Origin of the sequence: Achromobacter sp. RTa (assembly GCF_000757485.1) — a bacterium.
Classification (GTDB): domain Bacteria; phylum Pseudomonadota; class Gammaproteobacteria; order Burkholderiales; family Burkholderiaceae_B; genus Achromobacter.
The window spans coordinates 833981-850013 of the sequence record NZ_JPYO01000042.1 but is presented as its reverse complement, the minus strand read 5'-3'; the positions used below and the strand labels follow the sequence as shown (position 1 = coordinate 850013).

Below are 16033 nucleotides of genomic sequence, written 5' to 3'. Positions count from 1 at the left end.
CATGACCCGTACCGACCTGAATGTCGAACGCGTCCGCCACGAGCTGAAGATGCGCGTGCTGACCGTTGCAAGCGTCGAGCGCATTGCCGGCCTGCTGGCCCGCGTCACCTTTACTGGCGACGATCTGCATGACTTCGTGTCCGCCTCGTTCGACGATCACGTGAAGCTGTTCTTTCCCGCCGACCCGTCGCAGCCCCCGGCGCTGCCCACCGTCGGGCCGGACGGCGTCAAGTTCCCCGAGGGCGCGCCCAAGCCCGCCGCGCGCGACTACACGCCGCGCCGCTACGACACGGCAAGCAAAGAGCTCGTCATCGATTTCGTGCTGCACGGCGACGGCCCCGCCTCGACCTGGGCCGAGCAGGCCGCGCCTGGGCAACAGTTGGGCATCGGCGGGCCGCGCGGCTCTTTCGTGGTGCCCAAGGGTTTCGATTGGCACGTGCTGATCGGCGACGAAACCGCCTTGCCCGCCATCGCGCGCCGCCTGGAAGAGCTGCCCGCGGCCGCACAGGCGCTGGTGCTGATCGAAGTGCCGGCCGAATCGAACGAAATCCCGCTGCCCACCGCCGCCCAGGCGTCGATCCGCTGGCTGCACCGCAACGGCGCCGCGCCAGGCCACAGCGTGCTGCTGCTGGAGGCCGCGCGCGACCTGCGCCTGCCGCCGGGCGAAGGCTATGTGTGGGTGGCGGCGGAGTCGGCCGTGGCCAAGGCGCTGCGGGAAATCATGGTTGCGGGGCATGGCGTCGACAAGAGCCGCATCCGCGCCGCCAGCTATTGGAAGCGGGGAGCGGTGGCGGTGCATGAGTCGCATGAGGGGTGAGTGTCTGACACCCCCATGTAAAGCTACCCCGCCAGTTCCAACAAATTCCGCACCCGTCCCCCCATCCCTTCCCGTCGCACCGCCAGCCCCAGCACCGCGCGCGGCCAGTCCAGCGAGAAAGGGCGGTACACCACGCCGTCGGGGCGCAGGTGGCGCAGGGAAGCCGGCACGACCGCCACGCCCATGCCCGCCGCCACCAGGTTCACCGCGGACGACAGCTGCGGCGCGCGCTGCCCGATCTGCGGGCTCAAGCCGTGTTGCCGGCATGCCGCCATGATGTCCGCGCTAAGCCCGTAGCCGGACTTGCGGGAATACAGAATGAAGCGTTCCCGCGCCAGGTCGGCGGGCGCCAGCCGCTTGCGCCGCGCCAGCGGGTGGCCGAGAGGCAGCGCCACCACCAGAGGCTCCTGCGCCAGTTGCGTGAACGCCAGCCCGCCGTCCAGCGCAAAGGGCGGCCGCACGAAAGCCGCGTCGATTGCGCCGTTGCGCAGCTGCGCCACCAACGTTTCGCTGTCGCCCTGCGATAGCGTCATCTCTACGTCCGGGTAGCGTTGCCGGTACTGCCGGATCAGCTCGGTCACCACGCCATTGAACGATGCGGATTCCGTGAACCCCAGGGTCAGTTCCCCGACCTCGCCGCGCGCGGCGCGTTGCGCCACCAGGACGGCTGCCTGCGCGCGTTGCAGGATGTCCTGTGCGCAGCCCAGGAAGGCGCGGCCCGCGTCGTTCAGCGCCACGCCGCGTCCGGTGCGGTCGAAAAGCGGCGTGCCGACTTCCTGCTCCAGCTGGCGGATCTGCTGGGACAGAGGCGGTTGCGCCATGCCCAATTGTTCCGCCGCCCGAGTGAAATGCTGGGCCTCGGCGGTGGCGACGAAGTAGCGCAGATGGCGGAGTTCCATATCAGTATGTAAAAAGTACTAATTATAAATTTTTCATATATTGGACATTCTATTCCGACGGGCGGATCATGGCTGCATTCGATCCACTCCTGCAAGGAATCCGCATGACCGCCGCTCCCAAACCCAGCACCCTGTTGCGCCAGCGCCTGGCCGAAGACATCGTCGTCGCGCCAGGGGCCTATGACGGCATGTCGGCGCGGCTGGTGGCCGCGGCCGGCTTTCCCGCCGTCTATGCCAGCGGCGGCGCCATTGCGCGCGCGGCCGGCTATCCGGACATCGGCCTGCTGAGCTTTACCGAAGTGATGGACCGGGTGGAGAAGATCGTGGACGCCAGCGGCCTGCCTGTGGTGGCGGACGCCGATACGGGCTTCGGCGGATCGGCCAACGTGGAGCGCACCGTGCGCATCCTGGAGCGTGCCGGCGTGGCGGCTTTCCACATCGAGGACCAGTCTTTTCCCAAGCGCTGCGGCCACCTGGACGACAAGAGCCTGGTCGACGTGGAAGAGATGTGCCGCAAGGTGCACATCGCGCGCCAGACCTTGAGCGACGCCGATGCGCTGGTCATCGCCCGCACCGACGCCATCGCGGTGGAAGGCTTCGACGCCGCGTTGTCCCGCGCGGAACGCTACCTGAAGGCTGGCGCCGACATGCTGTTCGTGGAGGCGCCCGAGACGCCGGAGCAGATCCAGGCCATCGCGCAGCGCCTGCCCGGCCTGAAGCTCATCAATATGTTCTATGGCGGCAAGACGCCGCTGGTGCCGCTGCCCGAGCTCGCGGCGATGGGCTACCGCCTGGTCATCATTCCGTCCGACCTGCAGCGCGCGGCCATCCACGCCATGCAGGCCACGCTGGCCGCCATCCGGCGGACGGGCGACAGCAGCGAGATGGCCGACAGGCTGACCAGCTTCAAGGAACGCGAGGAAATCGTGCAGACCCGCCGCTACCTGGCGCTGGACGCGCAATAGGCGTCCAGCGCCAGGCGGGCGTCATTTGCGGCAGCGCTTCGGCAGGGTCAGCGGCCACAGCCGCTGGTTGTGCGAGCCATACAGCGCGCGCACGCCGCATTCCATGGCCACCCGCGCGACCTGCCGCCCAGTGGGATCGATGATCATCGACATGTCCATCGTAGACACGACGGCGCGCTGGCCCCGGAAGAGCGACACGACATCGTACGCGGGCAGGAGGGCCAGCTGGCCTTCGCTGTTCGCGTAGCCGTAGGCGCCCTCCGTGTAGACGGGCGCCAGGCCTTCGCTCAGCGGCCCCAGCACGTCGAACGCAGGGCCGGTCAGCGCGCCCTTGGCGTCGATCGCGCGCATGGCGTTGCTCGACAGGCGCGACACGGCGAACCCTTCGGAATAGCCGGATGCGTCTCCGTCGACGGTGAGGCGGGCCTTGCCGTCCAGCCCCGTATAGTCCGTCTTCTGCCTGTCGTTGGCGTAGTAGCGCCGCAGTAGCGTGGGGGAGCCGAGGGGCCAGCTCCATTCCCCGGAGGGCAGCGCGGTAACGGTCTTGCCCTGCGCGTCGATCACGCGGGCGCCGTCGTCGCCCGTCAGCAGCGCGCGCGCGGGCGAGCCCCGGAACGTGCCGGCGACGGCGGAGCCGGGCGCGATCTGCCACTGGCCCTGCGCGTTCAGGTAGCCGCTGCGCGGGGCGCGGCGGATCGCCATCCAGTCTCCGAGGCGGCTATAGCTGGCGTCTTCCATGTCCATTGCGTCGGATCCATCGGGCGAGACGATCCAGCGGTGCGCGCCGTCGCCGGCCATGATGGTGCCGTCTTCGTCCGCGGCTGCCTGCAGCCTGGGCAGGAAGGCGGTCAGCGCGCGGCCCTGGGCATTGAACAGGGCTGCGGGGCGCTCGTACTCGTCCTTTTGGGGGCCGGCCTGTTGCACCTTCCACAGCTGCGCGTTGACGCGCTCCGCGGCATGGTGGCTGGCCGGCACGATCCATTTGCCCTGGCGGTCGACGACACCCACGCGATCGGGCCCCAGCGACGCGATGGCCTGGCCATCCTGGAAGTCGCCGATGTGCTGGTAGAGGGGCGGCGACAGTTCCTTGCCGGCGACGAAGTCGTACAGGCCCCAGCGGGCGTCCTCGGCCGCGGTCTTCAGGAAGCGGACCACGCCGGGCGCGACGACTTCCGTGTCGAAATAATCGGGCAGCGCATAGGTTTTGCCGTCGCGGTCGATCATGCGGCTCACGCCGCCGGCATAGGCCAGCGCATAGCCGTGGCGGAACGCCCCGATGTGCTGTTGCACGGGTAGGTCCATGGGTTTGCCGGCGGCATCCAGCAGCCGCATGCCGTCGGCCGTTTCCGCGGCATAGCGCAGCTGTTCCGCCTTCAGGTCGCTTTGCTGCGGGACCTGGTAATCGTCGTAGCCGTCGGCGCCGTCCAGCGGGATCACCGCCGACCAGGAAGGATCCGCCGCGATGCTGCCGTCGGCCAGCACCAGGCCCGCGCCGGTCTCGCTGCCGCAATGGCAGTAGCCTTGCGCCAGCAGGCCGAGCGGGCCGCCGGAGATGTCCAGAGGCAGTTGCTTCAGCGCCATTTCCTGCGCGGCCGCGACGGCTTCCGGCTTGAGCAGCGCCCGGCCTTCCGCGTCCAGCACGTTCAGCAACCCCCCCTCCTTGAAGAGCCACAGCTTGCCCTGCTGCACTTCCATCCGGCCGACCTCGTCCAGCCCGGCGGGCGCCGTGTCGCCATGAAGCCAGGCGCCCGTGGGGGTCAGCAGGCCGACGGGGACGCGCTCGGCGTTCGAGAACAGCACGTAGCCTTCATCATCGGCGGCGACGGACAGGTCCGCGCCCAGCGCCAATGGTTCGCTGCGGCCCGGCGCCAGCGCCATGAGCTTGCCGCCGGAGGGGTAAAGGAGGATATCGCCGTAGCGCTTGGATCCGTAGGCTTCGTCCGATCCCAGTTTGGCCACGGGCGCGCCCGCGGCATTCAGGACGACGTAGTTGCCGCGGCCCTGTTCCGCGCTCCAGAAGGCCTTGCCCAAGGGCGACAGGTTCCAATAGCCCTGGTCTTCGCCGATCGGCTTGCCTTCCGAGTCCAGCAGCACCGCGCCGCGCGGGCCGTGGGCCGTGGCCAGCACGCCCTCGTCGCGGGAGGTCGAGATGTTCTCGTAGACGGGTTCCAGCACCCAGTTCCACTTCTGGTCCACCAGCCCGTACCGGCCCTCGTCCGACATCGCGACGTACAGGCCCTTCCCGAAGGCCCCGGTCAGCTGGATGCGGGCATCGCCGTAGCGGCGTTCTCCGGCGTCGGAGCGGTACTCCAGCTTGTATTCCACCGTTGCCAGCGCCGGCACGCCGTCTTGCAGATGGAGGGACGCCACGCCCTCGTCCAGCGGTTCGCCCACGCGATTGCCCTGGCGGTCGATCAGTTCGTGCTGGCCGTCGATCGTGGCCACGGCCAGGCCGATCTCCGCGAAGTCCTGCACCGCGTGGAATTGCGGCCGCACGGCCATCCGGCCGCGGGTGTCGATGAAGCCCCACAGGCCCTGCCATTTGACGGCGGCCAGTCCGTGGCGGAAATCGCGTACCGCTTCGAAGATCGGCGGGATCGCCAGCCGGCCATTCTGGTCCAGGAAGCCCCACGCGTGGCGGCGCAGCGAATTGTCGCCAGGCGCCGGGCCGACGCCTTCCAGGGCGGAGGGCAGCAGCACCGCCGCGCGCTGGTCGGACAGCGCTCGGATGCAGCCGTTGATGTAGGGGCTGCCTGTGCCCGAATCCAGCGCGGCATTGCTGCCGTAGGGAGCATTTTCCAGGCAAGCGTCATGTCCGCCGTATTGCGCCTGGGCGGACAGGGACACGCCCAGCGCGCCCACGGCGCAGGCAAGGCGGGTGATGCGTAGTGCGCGTGACTTCATGATTGTTCCGCTTTGGCGTTGACGGGGGCGAGTTCGAACTTGTCGGCCGTGGGGCAGCTCATCTTCTCCTGCGGCCAGGTGATGCGGCCGACGTTGTCCAATATCGTCACCGTGTCGCACACCACGGCAAACGTCGCGAGGGGCTCTCCCTTTGTATCGATGAACTGCATGAAGCCGTCCTGGCGCACCAGCGCGCGTTCTTCCTGGAAGTTCGCGGCCCAGGTGAAGAGGGGCGGGATGGCATAGCGGCCGGTCAGGTCGATGTAGCCGTAGAACTTGCCGGTGCGCTGCTTGCGCTGCGCCGCGGCAAGTCCGTTTTTCAGTGGGCCCAGCGAGTCGAAATGCGGCCCTACCACCCGCTTGCCGCTGGTGTCGAGGAACCCGTACTTGCCGTTGCCGCCGCCGCCGCGATAAGGCACGACGCCTTCGCTGGCGCTTCGCGTTTCCACGCTGTACGTGCCAGGGATGCGCGTGATCTCCTTGCCTTGCAGGTCCGTCATGACGGTGCTGGACGTTTCATCATCCTGGAAGACGATGCGCTTCATGGTGGCCAGCGGCGTCCCGTCGCCGCGCTTGCCCAGCATCGGCTTGCCATCCTGGTCGATCACGCGGTAGCGCGATCCGTCATAGGCGCGCGCAAGGCCTTCGGGCTGCACGAAGAAGGGATTGAACTCGCCGTAGAGGGCGGGCACTTTCAATTCGCCCCGGGCGTCGATCGCGCCTTCGCGTTCTTCGTTCTCGACGTAGATCCAGTCCTCGTATTGCTCCCGGCGCGCGGGCGGGCCGTCGGAGATGCGCAGGGCGCCGCCTTGCGGATCGAACAGCATGGTGCCGGTGTCCGCCAGCTTGGCGATGTAGCGTCCGCCCTTCAGCTTTTCCGGCTTCTCCGACAGCAGTTCGCTGGACTTGCCGTCGCGCAGGTTGACCAGCCGGTAGGCGCGGTCGGAATAGCCGCCGCGGCGTGATTTGGATTCGGTGTCGCGGACCAGCATGAGGCCGTTGCCCAGGTACTCCAGGTCATAGGCGCTTTCGTAGGTGGCGGGCAGAACCCACTGGCCCTTGCGGTCGACGACGCCCCAGCGGCGCTCGTCCCGGACCTTGGCCCAGTCATCCTGGAATTTCTCGATCTGGTCGTATACCGGCTTGAGCACGGGCGCGCCGTCGCGCACGCTCCAGACGCCCCAGCGCTGCTCGCGGTTCTCGTCCGGCTCGCGATAGAGGATCAGCTCGCCATCGAATTCCGCGGCGCCGTCCAGGATCGCGGCGGGAACGGCGGCGGTCTTGCCGCGCGCGTCGATCAGCACGCTGTCGCGCCGCTTCGCCGTCTCCGGAGGGCGGGCCCAGGCGTAAGGGCCGCGGAAGGAGCGGATATCGAGGAAGCGGGGCGGAATCGTCCAGTTGCCTTCGGCGTCGATTGCGCCGGTCTTGTTGTCGTGGGTGCGGACGGGCAGGGGCATGGCGGCGTCATAGGCCGAGATATCTTCCCACTCCGCGTTCGTGACGATTCTGCCCGTTGGGGTCAGGATGCCCATGGGCAGCGAATAGTCCAGCGGGTTCAGCAGCGCCAGGGGCAGCTTGGCGCGGGCGCTGTCGCCACGCGCGCGGTCGCTGGGGTCTAAAGTGCGGACCCGATAGGCACGGAGCTGCGCGAGCGTGGCGGCGTCCAGCAGCGGCTTACCGTCGCGCGTATAGATCTGCACCAGGCCGCCGTCGCTGACTTCGGCGCCGCTGGCCGCCGCTGCCGCCGCCTCGGCCGCCGCGCTTGCCGCGGCGGCAGGAGGGGCAGGAGGCGCGGGCGCTACGGCCACCATGGGCGGCGACGGTACGCCGGGCGGGGCCACGGCGGCGTCGGCTGCTGCGTCCATGCCGGCATCCGCCGTAAGCGCTTGGTTCGTCACTGCCATTTCGCCTTCGGCCCCGGCCTCCGCCGCGGCTTCGGCCGACATCGCGGCGTCCACCGCTACGCCCGGCGTTTCCGGGCCAGCTTCCGCGCTGTCTTCCACGGTGGCTTCAGCTCCCGAGCCCGGCGCCTCCGCCTGCGCGGCGTTGCCGGGCAGGTTGCCGTAAACCCAGGCCTGCCCGTCTCGCACGTCCACGTGGCCCTGGCCGACCGCGATATTCCGGAGCTTGCCGGCGGGATCGACCAGCAGCACCGCCTCGTCGTCGATCACGAAATGCCAGCCGTCTTTTTCTTGTTCCCTTGCGTAGTCCGAGGCGAAGCGATGCAGCACCTCGCGCTTGCCGTTCAACAAGAGCGCCTTGTCGCGGTCGCCGGGCTTGGCCAGCCACAGGCCGGAGGCCACGAATCGCAGGTGCGTGTAGCGTTCGGGGGCGAGCTCCTGGCCGCGCGTGTCCACGAACTGCCAGCGCCCTTCGCGCCTGACGGCCACCACATTGCCGTCGCGCACCGGCGTTTCCTCGGACCGGAGCGTGTGCGGTTCGATTGCCCAGCTACCGTCGGTATTCAGCAGGCCCCACCAGCCGCTGTAGCGGGTGTCGCGCAATTGGGCGGGCAGGTAGCCGTCCGTGGGAGCCGCCAGCCTCATCACGCCTGCGGGCAGCGTGACCGCCTTGCGGGTCGTGGCGTTGAACAGCTTCGGCGGCTGGGGCATTTCCATCGACGCCAACTTCTGGCTGGGCTGGAAACCCCAGGTGCGCGTGCCCAGCGGGAAGGTCTTGACCACCTTGCCCTGGCGGTCGATCAGCACGTCGCGGCCGTTTTCCTCGACCAGCGCCGTGCCTTCGGCGTTGAAGCCGGTGGCGCGCGCGTAACGGGGCTCGATCGCCCACTTGCCCTGGCGGTCGATATAGCCCCAGCGATCGCCCTGGCTCACGGCGGCCAGTCCGTTCTGGAACGATTCGGCATCGGTGTAGGCGGGCGCGATCGCCATGCGGCCTTGCTTGTCGATGTAACCCCAGGTGCCCGCGTTGTCGCCGGCCGATCCGGTCAGCACTGCCGCCAGGCCTTCCCGGTAGGACTGTTGGCAGTCCGGGCGGGAGCCCTGGTCGTGGAATCCACCGCTGCAGCGGCTCATCCAGTCGGATTGCGCCTGCGCCGTGCCCTGGAAGATGGCCAGGCCGCTCAGCGCCAGGGTGAGGGCCAGCGGCTTGAGAACGGGCGGGGCCTTCATTGCGCGGCGGGGCGGAATTGGACCGCGAAAGCAAAAAGGCCGAGCGGAGCGTGCCACATGGTCATATGTCTGCCAGAAGAGAAGGGAAGGCAGCACTGTAACGAGCCGTAGCAAGCAATGGCTCGATAAATGTAACTATAGAAAACGAAGCGTTAACGAGGCGCACGCCGGCGGCGCAAACAGCCCGGCCCAAGGGGGATTGGCGTGCCGGATTCAGTCGTCCAGCCGCACCCCATGAGCCTGCATGCGCGTCCGCAACAGGGCGCGGGCTCGCGACAGGCGGCTGCGCACCGTGCCGACGGGCACGCCCAGCCGGGCCGCGGCATCCTCATAGGAGAGGTGTTCCACGCAGATCAGCAGCAGCACCTGGCGCGAACCCTGGGGTATCTCCCCCATGGACAGGTCCAGCACGCTTATCGTCTGCCGCAATTCCGCCTGAGCGGACGGGTCGGGGCGCGGACAGGCTTCGGGCTCGAGCTGGCTCTCGTCCACGAAGGTGTAGCGCCGCTCCGGCGCCCGCGCCAGATGGTTGCGGATCAGATTCAGCGCAATGCCGTACAGCCAGGTCGACAGCTTGCTGTCGCCGCGGAAGTGCGCGTACGACAGCGACATCTCCACGAATGCCTGTTGCGTGATGTCGTCCGCTTCCGTGTGGTTGCCGATGTGCCGGCCCACGAAGCGCCGCAGCGGAATGCCCTGCTCGCGCACCAATTGCCCGATGAGGTCGGACGGCGCCAGGCGCGGCGAGGCGGGCGGTGGGGCGTGATGGGAGGCAGCGATGGGAGCAGGGTGCATGGCGACGGTGCAGCTGTTCATGGACGGGTTGCTCGGTGGGGACGGCGATGCGTGGGGCGCGAGCCTTCCCGGCCCGCGGGCTCGGCGGCCTGCGGGAACGGATGGAAGCAAGAGGGGGTACGGCGCAGGCCCGCGATCCCCCATGGCCCTTGCGGAAGGGATGGCGGGGCGCTGCGGAGCCAGTCTAGTGTTGGAAGATTCAGTAGCAAATACGGCGCATGCCGTATTTTTCCGCGCTGCCGCGCGCGGGCGTCAGGCCGTGGGCAGGCCCAGGCGCACCGCGTAGGCGACCAGTTCGGCGGTGTTGTGCAGGGCGAGTTTGCGCATCAGGTTCTCGCGGTGCTTGCGCGCCGTGTAGGGGCTGATGTGCAGGTCCTGCGCGATCTGCGCCGCGGTGGCGCCAAGCGCGGCCAGCGCCAGCACTTGCTGCTCGCGCGGCGTCAGCGTTTCCGCCGGGACTTCCGGCAGGGCCGCCTGCGGCGCGCGGGCGCGGGTCGGTTCGCCCGCCTGCCGGGCAATGGCGGCGAGCAGCGCCTGGGCATTGCCCGTCTTGGCCAGGTATTCGTCCGCGCCCGCCTCCAGCACCGCCGCGCGCGTGCGCTCGTCGGTATTCGCGGTCAGCACGATGATTCGCAATGCCGGGTGGCTTGCGCGCAGGGCGCGCACCCAGCCCGAGCCCGACACGCCGGGCATTCCCAGGTCCAGCACCAGCAGGTCCGCGCCATGCGCCGCCAGCAGGGCCAGCACCTGTTCGCCCGTCGCGGCCTCGTCGATCGCGCCGATGGCGGCGGGCATGCCGGCCAGCACCATCTTCAGGCCTTCGAGCACGATCCCGTGGTCATCGGCCAGCAGGATGCGCAGGGGCGCGCGAGGGGCGGGAAAGGTCATCGGGGAAGCGGCGGAATCGGCCACAGAATGTGTCAGAATGATGCGTCATTATAGGGACCCCCCCTGTCAGGCCCATGACTTCCTCCGCCGCGCAGCCCTCGGCCCCTTCCTCCCCGGTTTCCCGCGCCACCCAGGCGCCGCTCCTGTCCGCGCCGACGCAGGCAGCCTCCACGGCGGCCGCGCTGGCCGGCCTGTTGTACCGCCAGTCCTACGGCGTGCTGTTCGCCAATTTCGCGGTGGTGGTGCCTGTTGCCTACGTGATGCGGGCCAGCGTGCCGGGATGGCTGCTGCTGGCCTGGGCCAGCGCCATCTATGCGCTCACCGCGCTGAGGGTGGTGGTCAATCGTGGTTTCCTGCGCCGCCAGGTTCCGGCCGAGGCGCTGAGCCGCTGGGTAGGCGGCTTCAGCGTGCTGTCCTGGCTGTCCGGCCTGCTGTGGGGGCTGGCCGGCCTGGCTGCCGTGCTCTCCCATGACGACATGATGCTGGCGTTCGGCTGCGTCATGCTGGCAGGCATGTGCAGCGGCGCCGTGCCGTCGCTGTCGGCCTACCCGCCGGCCTACGCGGGCTCGGCGCTGGCCATGCTCGCGCCTTTCACCGTGGCCTGCCTTGCCGAAGGCGATGGAGTGCACCTGGTCTACGCGGCCTTCGCCATGTGCCTGTTCGGCGTCAATCTCTATTTCAGCGCCATCACGTACCGCAGCCTCAAGACCACGGTGGCGCTGCGTTTCGAGAACATGGCCCTGATCACGAACCTGGAGCGCGAGCGCGACCGCGTCGCCGCCGCGGACCAGGCCAAGACCCGTTTCCTGGCAGCCGCCGGGCACGACCTGCGCCAGCCCGTCCATGCGCTGGGCCTGTTCACCGACATTCTGGCCAGCCGGGCCGAGCAGGGCCACGTCAGCCCGCAGGACACGCTGCACGTGGCGCGGCGCCAGCAAACCGTGCTGGAGGGCCTGAACCGCCTGCTGGACGGCTTGCTGGACGTCTCCCGCATGGATGCGCATCTGCTGCGCGTGGAGCGGCGCCGGGTGCGGCTGGACGACCTGTTCGAAAGCCTGCGGCAGGACTACGAGCCGCAGGCGCTTGCGCATGGGCTGAGGCTGACCGTCCTGCCGACCGATGTCGAACTCGACACAGACCCGGCGCTGTTGCGCCGCATCCTGGACAATCTGCTGGGCAATGCGCTGTCGTACACGCCGAAGGGCCGCGTGCTGCTCTGCGCCCGGCCCCGGCGCGGCGGCGCGCTGATCCAGGTGTGGGATACCGGCGTCGGCATTGCGCCCGAGGCTCAGGAGGCGGTGTTCGCCGAATTCACGCGCGGCGCGGGAGCGCCCGGCGCGCCGCCGGGCGGCCAGGGGCTGGGCCTGGGGCTGGCGATCGTGCGCCGGCTGTCGGGGCTGCTGGGCTACGAGGCCACGCTGCGGTCCCGGCCCGCCCGCGGCTCGGTGTTTTCGATCTGGGCGCCGGCGGCCGCTGACATTCCCGCAAGGCATGCAGCGGACAAAAAATAATCGGTTGAACCGCGGGCGCGGCGCCCCTGTAATAGGCACGGTGCCCGCCTGAACGGGGGCGAAGCCTAATGCAGAGGTCCGCCATGTCCGCCGTACGCAAGTCTTCCCTGGATGCCCCTCAACTCTGGCTGCTGGTCCTGGCCGGCGGCGTCGTCATGGGCATGGCCCTGGGCGTGCGCCATGTGCAGGGCCTGTTCCTGCTGCCCGTCACCATGGACCGGGGCTGGAGCCGGGAAACCTTCGCCATGGCGATGGCGGTGCAGAACCTCACCTGGGGCATCGTCCAGCCTTTCACCGGCATGATCGCGGACCGCTACGGATCGGCCAAGGTCATTGCGGGCGGGCTGGCGTGCTACGCGCTGGGGCTGGCGGGCATGGCCCATGCCGCGACCCCCGCGGCCTTTCTGTGGACGGCGGGCGTATGCATCGGCGTGGCCTTGTCCGGCACGGCGTTTGCCGTGGTCTACGGCGCGCTGAACCGGCTGGTGGCGCCCGAGCGCCGCAGCTGGGCCCTGGGCGTGGCTGGGGCGGTGGGCGGACTGGGCCAGTTCACCATGGTGCCGGCGGCGCAATGGCTGATCGGCGGCTGGGGCTGGGTCGCGGCCTTGCTGTCGTTCGCGGCGATCTGCGCCATGATGCTGCCCCTGGCGTTCCCGCTGAGGGAGCCGGATAGCCGGCCGCAGGGCGCGAACGCCCCGGATGCAGGCCTGTCGCTGTCCGCCGCGATCCGCGAGGCCTTTTCGCAGCCCGGATTCTGGCTGCTGAACCTGGGGTTCCTGGCCTGCGGCTTCCAGCTTGCCTTCATCGGCACGCACCTGCCGGCCTACCTGATGGACAAGGGCCTGCGGGCTTCCGACGCGGTGGCCGCGCTGGCCATCATCGCGCTGGCCAACGTCATGGGCACGTATGTCTGCGGCTTGCTGGGCGGGCGCCATCGCCGCAAGTACCTGCTGGCGGGCATCTACCTGGTCCGCGCGGCGGCCATCGCGCTATTCGTGCTTCTGCCGCTGTCCACGTGGAGTGTGTACGCTTTCGCGGCCGTCATGGGCTTCATCTGGCTGGGCACCGTGCCGCTGACCAACGGGCTGATCTCGCAGGTGTTCGGCGTGCGCTACATCACGACCCTGTTCGGCTTCGTGTTCTTCGGCCACCAGCTGGGATCGTTCCTGGGGGTCTGGCTGGGCGGCATCGTGTTCGAGACGACCCGGTCCTATGACCTGATCTGGCTCGGCGCCATGGCGCTGGGCGTGCTGTCGGCCGCGCTGCACTGGCCCATCGACGATCGCGAAATCCGGCGCGCCCGCGCGGCCGGCGCGGCGGGCTAGGGCGGCCGGCTAGAGCGGCCGGTGCTGCGTGCCCGCGCCCATGGTGACGTGCAGCATGCGGCAGGGCTCCAGGACCTTGACCGTGTGCCACGCGCCCCTGGGAATCACATAGGCGTCGCCGGCCCGCAGCCGGATGGCCTGGATGCCGGTGGGCCATTCCAGTTGCAACTCGGCCGCGCCGGACATCAGGCGCACGACCTCGTCGGCCTCCGGATGCATTTCCCATTGCGGCCAGTCCGAGGCGAATGTGTATTCGGACAGCAGCCAGCCGCGCCCGAAACGGTCCAGTTCATCGGGCGGCCGAGACCAGAATGCGTCCCCGCCTTCCACGGTGGAGCTGGCGCCGGAGGCGTCCAGCAGGACATAGTGCGATGACAGATCGGTAGCCATGATGCGCTTCCTTGGATGAGGGGCGTCGGGCCAGTGTAAAGCGATATCATGTTGGTCATCGGCAACGACAGGAGAGGGCGATGAGCCAGGGATTCGACGGCGTCAGGCCCGCGTCCGAGTCTTCCATTGAGATCGGCTTCTTCCATGACGGCCGGCACTGCGTCGAGCGCATCCGGGTCAAGCCCACCGCCGCCAATCTGAAACGCGCGGCCGAGCGGCGGGCCGCCATCCTGGAAGCCATCGCGCGAGGCGAGTTCGACTACGATGCCGAATTTCCGAAACGCGGCCGCGCGGCCAAGCCATCACAGGGTTCCGCATGACGAGCAACGAACATCTGGAAATCAATGACCTGACGCCCGAGGCCTTTCGCGCCTACGGCTGGATGCTGGGCAAGCCCATGCCGGACGGCAACGGCGTGCCGCTGTATTCCAACCCGGCCACCGACTTCTGGCAGGAACACCTGTTCAATACCGGCGCGGGCGGCGACGCCGAGCTGCTGTGGGTCAACTACCGCAGCCAGTCCCAGGAAATCGCCAGCCTGGAAAAGCATCTGCTGACGCAGCAGGCCATCGTTCCCCTGACCGGCGAAATCATCCAGGTCGTGGCGCGTAGCGCGGCGGACGGCGGCCCCGACCTGTCCACCCTGGCGGCCTTCCGGGTGCCGCAGGGGCAGGGCGTCTGCATGCGGCCCGGCTGCTGGCACGCCACCCGCGTTGCCGTTGCGGAGGTCACTTGCCTGATGCTGCCCCGCCGCTCCACCACGCTGGACCTGATCCAGCACCTGACCACGGACGCCGCCGCCAGCGAAAGCGCGATCGTGGCGATCCCCGTGCAGCGCCTAGAAGGCGCGGTCCAGGCGGCCTGAGGCCGCGTTCCGCCCGCCCGGGCGCCGTCCAGTTCAAGCGTTGGAGCCTCGAATGCGCGACCGTCACCTCAGCATCGGATCCGTTCTTGCGGCCAGTCGCCTTCGTTTCGCGCGGGCCGCCATCCGGCTGGCCGCCGCGGCCATGCTGGCAGGCGCCCTGGCCGGATGCAGCTTCAACTCGCCCGATGCCGCTTCCGGCTCGCAATCGGTCGGCATCGACGGCGTCACCGCGCAGCAGGCGCGCGCCATCGCCCGCGAAGCCTATCTGTACGGAACGCCCATGGTCGCCAGCTACCAGGCCATGTACGCTTTCAGCATCGACAAGAGCAGCCCCCAGTACAAGGGGCCATTCAATACCGTCAATAGCGTTGCGCGCATCTTCACTCCCGAAGACAAGGCCTCCGCCACGCCCAATTCCGATACTCCGTATTCGTTCGCGGTGCTGGACCTGCGGGCGGAGCCCGTGGTCATCAGCGTGCCCGCGATGGAGCCGCGGCGCTACTTCGCGCTGCAGCTGATGGATCTGTACACGCATAACTTCGCCTACATCGGCAGCCGCAGCACCGGCAACGGCGGCGGCAGGTTCCTGGTCGCGGGCCCGCGCTGGAACGGCAAGGCGCCCGCGGGCATCACCAAGGTATTCAAGTCGGAAACCGATCTGGTCAACCTGGTGGGCCGCACCCAGCTCTTCAATGCCGCCGACCTGAGCAACGTCAAGCGCATCCAAGCGCGCTACAAGATCCAGACGCTGTCCGCCTTCCGCAAGCAACGTCCGCCCGCGCCTGCGGCGGAAGTGGACTGGATCCCCGCAGAGCCGCCAGCGCAGTTGCGCAGTTCGCTGGAGTTCTACAACCAGCTGGCGTTCCTGCTGCAGTTCGCGCCCACGCATGCCTCCGAGGCGCCGCTGCGCGAACGCTTCGCCAGCATCGGCCTGCGGCCCGGCGAACCCTTCCAGACCGGCAACATCAATCCCGCCCTGCGCCGGGCCTTGCAGGAAGGGATGCACGATGGCCAGAACGATATAGACAAGAAGCGCGAGGCCTTGAATGGCCGGACCGACGGGCTGTATGGCGACCGCAAGGCGCTGAAAAACGATTACCTGGCGCGCGCCACCGGCGCGCAGGTCGCCCTCGGCGGCGGCAGCCGCGAAGAGGTTTTGGCGCCAGTGCTTGAGAAGGACGCCTACGGCCAGCTGCTGGACGGCCGGAACGCGTATACCTTGCGCTTCCCGCCCCGCGGCCTGCCGCCCGTCAGGGGATTCTGGTCCATGACCATGTACCGGCTCCCCGACCAGCAACTGGTGTCCAATCCCATCAAGCGCTATCTGATCAATTCATCCACGTTGCGGTCGCTGAAGCGGGATGCGGATGGCGGGGTGACGATCTACATCCAGCCGGAGTCGCCGGGAAAGTCCAGGCAGTCCAATTGGCTGCCGGCCCCGCAGGGGCCGTTCATGGTGACGATGCGGTACTACTGGCCCAAGCCCGCCATGCTGGACGGCAAGTGGACGCAGCCGGAGATCAAGCGGGTGGCAAGATAGCGG

At 68.7% G+C, this 16033-nt stretch carries 13 protein-coding genes; 7 read left to right on the top strand and 6 right to left on the bottom strand.

The window, feature by feature from the left end; translation table 11 throughout:
* Window position 1 precedes the first annotated feature (1 nt).
* Window positions 2-817 carry a siderophore-interacting protein gene (locus JL37_RS21405; RefSeq protein ID WP_043546594.1) on the top strand — a complete coding sequence of 272 codons (816 nt, stop codon included), beginning with the start codon at window positions 2-4 and terminating at the stop codon, window positions 815-817.
* 23 nt (window positions 818-840) lie between these two features.
* On the opposite strand, the gene JL37_RS21400 is transcribed toward JL37_RS21405, so the two are convergent.
* Window positions 841-1716 carry a LysR family transcriptional regulator gene (locus JL37_RS21400; RefSeq protein WP_043546593.1) on the bottom strand — a complete coding sequence of 292 codons (876 nt, stop codon included), beginning with the start codon at window positions 1714-1716 and terminating at the stop codon, window positions 841-843.
* Window positions 1717-1820: 104 nt separating this feature from the next.
* Between JL37_RS21400 and JL37_RS21395 the strand changes: the two genes are divergently transcribed.
* Window positions 1821-2681, top strand: a complete 861-nt coding sequence (locus JL37_RS21395) for an oxaloacetate decarboxylase (RefSeq protein ID WP_043546592.1) — start codon at window positions 1821-1823, stop codon at window positions 2679-2681.
* A gap of 21 nt (window positions 2682-2702) precedes the next feature.
* On the opposite strand, the gene JL37_RS21390 is transcribed toward JL37_RS21395, so the two are convergent.
* The 4 genes from JL37_RS21390 to JL37_RS21375 all read right to left on the bottom strand — a co-directional run bounded on the left by JL37_RS21390 (window position 2703) and on the right by JL37_RS21375 (window position 10399).
* The gene (locus JL37_RS21390; protein WP_043546591.1) at window positions 2703-5585 is read right to left on the bottom strand and encodes a WG repeat-containing protein; all 2883 of its coding nucleotides are present in this window, start codon (window positions 5583-5585) and stop codon (window positions 2703-2705) included.
* Window positions 5582-8716: a WG repeat-containing protein gene (locus JL37_RS21385; RefSeq protein ID WP_043546589.1), complete on the bottom strand. Its 3135-nt coding sequence runs from the start codon at window positions 8714-8716 to the stop codon at window positions 5582-5584. Before JL37_RS21385 ends, JL37_RS21390 begins: the two co-directional genes overlap by 4 nt.
* Before the next feature lie 213 nt (window positions 8717-8929).
* On the bottom strand, window positions 8930-9532 hold the full coding sequence (locus JL37_RS21380; RefSeq protein WP_231570407.1) for an RNA polymerase sigma factor: 603 nt from the start codon (window positions 9530-9532) through the stop codon (window positions 8930-8932).
* Window positions 9533-9763: 231 nt separating this feature from the next.
* Window positions 9764-10399, bottom strand: coding sequence for a response regulator transcription factor (locus JL37_RS21375; protein WP_052097494.1), 636 nt, complete (start codon window positions 10397-10399; stop codon window positions 9764-9766).
* Window positions 10400-10473: 74 nt separating this feature from the next.
* Here JL37_RS21375 and JL37_RS21370 point away from each other — a divergent pair, with 74 nt between their 5' ends.
* Both JL37_RS21370 and JL37_RS21365 read left to right on the top strand, forming a co-directional pair.
* The gene (locus JL37_RS21370; RefSeq protein WP_081955140.1) at window positions 10474-11910 is read left to right on the top strand and encodes a sensor histidine kinase KdpD; all 1437 of its coding nucleotides are present in this window, start codon (window positions 10474-10476) and stop codon (window positions 11908-11910) included.
* An 83-nt stretch (window positions 11911-11993) separates the two neighbouring features.
* Window positions 11994-13235 carry an MFS transporter gene (locus JL37_RS21365; protein WP_043546588.1) on the top strand — a complete coding sequence of 414 codons (1242 nt, stop codon included), beginning with the start codon at window positions 11994-11996 and terminating at the stop codon, window positions 13233-13235.
* Window positions 13236-13244: 9 nt separating this feature from the next.
* Here the strand turns inward: JL37_RS21365 and JL37_RS21360 are convergent, their stop codons facing one another.
* Complete coding sequence (locus tag JL37_RS21360) at window positions 13245-13625, bottom strand: cupin domain-containing protein (protein ID WP_043546586.1); 381 nt, start codon at window positions 13623-13625, stop codon at window positions 13245-13247.
* Between the two features lie 80 nt (window positions 13626-13705).
* Between JL37_RS21360 and JL37_RS21355 the strand changes: the two genes are divergently transcribed.
* The 3 genes from JL37_RS21355 to JL37_RS21345 are packed head-to-tail and all read left to right on the top strand — an operon-like array spanning window position 13706 to window position 16030.
* Entirely contained in the window at window positions 13706-13945 is a 240-nt protein-coding gene (locus JL37_RS21355) for an Arm DNA-binding domain-containing protein (RefSeq protein WP_043546585.1), read from the top strand.
* Window positions 13942-14490: an ureidoglycolate lyase gene (locus JL37_RS21350; RefSeq protein ID WP_043546584.1), complete on the top strand. Its 549-nt coding sequence runs from the start codon at window positions 13942-13944 to the stop codon at window positions 14488-14490. Before JL37_RS21355 ends, JL37_RS21350 begins: the two co-directional genes overlap by 4 nt.
* Window positions 14491-14542: 52 nt before the next feature.
* Window positions 14543-16030, top strand: a complete 1488-nt coding sequence (locus JL37_RS21345; RefSeq protein ID WP_043546583.1) for a DUF1254 domain-containing protein — start codon at window positions 14543-14545, stop codon at window positions 16028-16030.
* Window positions 16031-16033 lie beyond the last annotated feature (3 nt).

What these genes read in the sequence shown, in the direction of transcription:
- JL37_RS21365 (WP_043546588.1), top strand. Translation starts at nt 11,994, where the DNA reads ATGTCCGCCGTACGCAAGTCTTCCCTGGATGCCCCTCAACTCTGGCTG.
- JL37_RS21355 (WP_043546585.1), top strand. Translation starts at nt 13,706, where the DNA reads ATGAGCCAGGGATTCGACGGCGTCAGGCCCGCGTCCGAGTCTTCCATT.
- JL37_RS21385 (WP_043546589.1), bottom strand. Translation starts at nt 8,716, where the DNA reads ATGAAGGCCCCGCCCGTTCTCAAGCCGCTGGCCCTCACCCTGGCGCTG.
- JL37_RS21360 (WP_043546586.1), bottom strand. Translation starts at nt 13,625, where the DNA reads ATGGCTACCGATCTGTCATCGCACTATGTCCTGCTGGACGCCTCCGGC.
- JL37_RS21370 (WP_081955140.1), top strand. Translation starts at nt 10,474, where the DNA reads ATGACTTCCTCCGCCGCGCAGCCCTCGGCCCCTTCCTCCCCGGTTTCC.
- JL37_RS21405 (WP_043546594.1), top strand. Translation starts at nt 2, where the DNA reads ATGACCCGTACCGACCTGAATGTCGAACGCGTCCGCCACGAGCTGAAG.
- JL37_RS21380 (WP_231570407.1), bottom strand. Translation starts at nt 9,532, where the DNA reads ATGAACAGCTGCACCGTCGCCATGCACCCTGCTCCCATCGCTGCCTCC.
- JL37_RS21350 (WP_043546584.1), top strand. Translation starts at nt 13,942, where the DNA reads ATGACGAGCAACGAACATCTGGAAATCAATGACCTGACGCCCGAGGCC.
- JL37_RS21390 (WP_043546591.1), bottom strand. Translation starts at nt 5,585, where the DNA reads ATGAAGTCACGCGCACTACGCATCACCCGCCTTGCCTGCGCCGTGGGC.
- JL37_RS21400 (WP_043546593.1), bottom strand. Translation starts at nt 1,716, where the DNA reads ATGGAACTCCGCCATCTGCGCTACTTCGTCGCCACCGCCGAGGCCCAG.
- JL37_RS21395 (WP_043546592.1), top strand. Translation starts at nt 1,821, where the DNA reads ATGACCGCCGCTCCCAAACCCAGCACCCTGTTGCGCCAGCGCCTGGCC.
- JL37_RS21345 (WP_043546583.1), top strand. Translation starts at nt 14,543, where the DNA reads ATGCGCGACCGTCACCTCAGCATCGGATCCGTTCTTGCGGCCAGTCGC.
- JL37_RS21375 (WP_052097494.1), bottom strand. Translation starts at nt 10,399, where the DNA reads ATGACCTTTCCCGCCCCTCGCGCGCCCCTGCGCATCCTGCTGGCCGAT.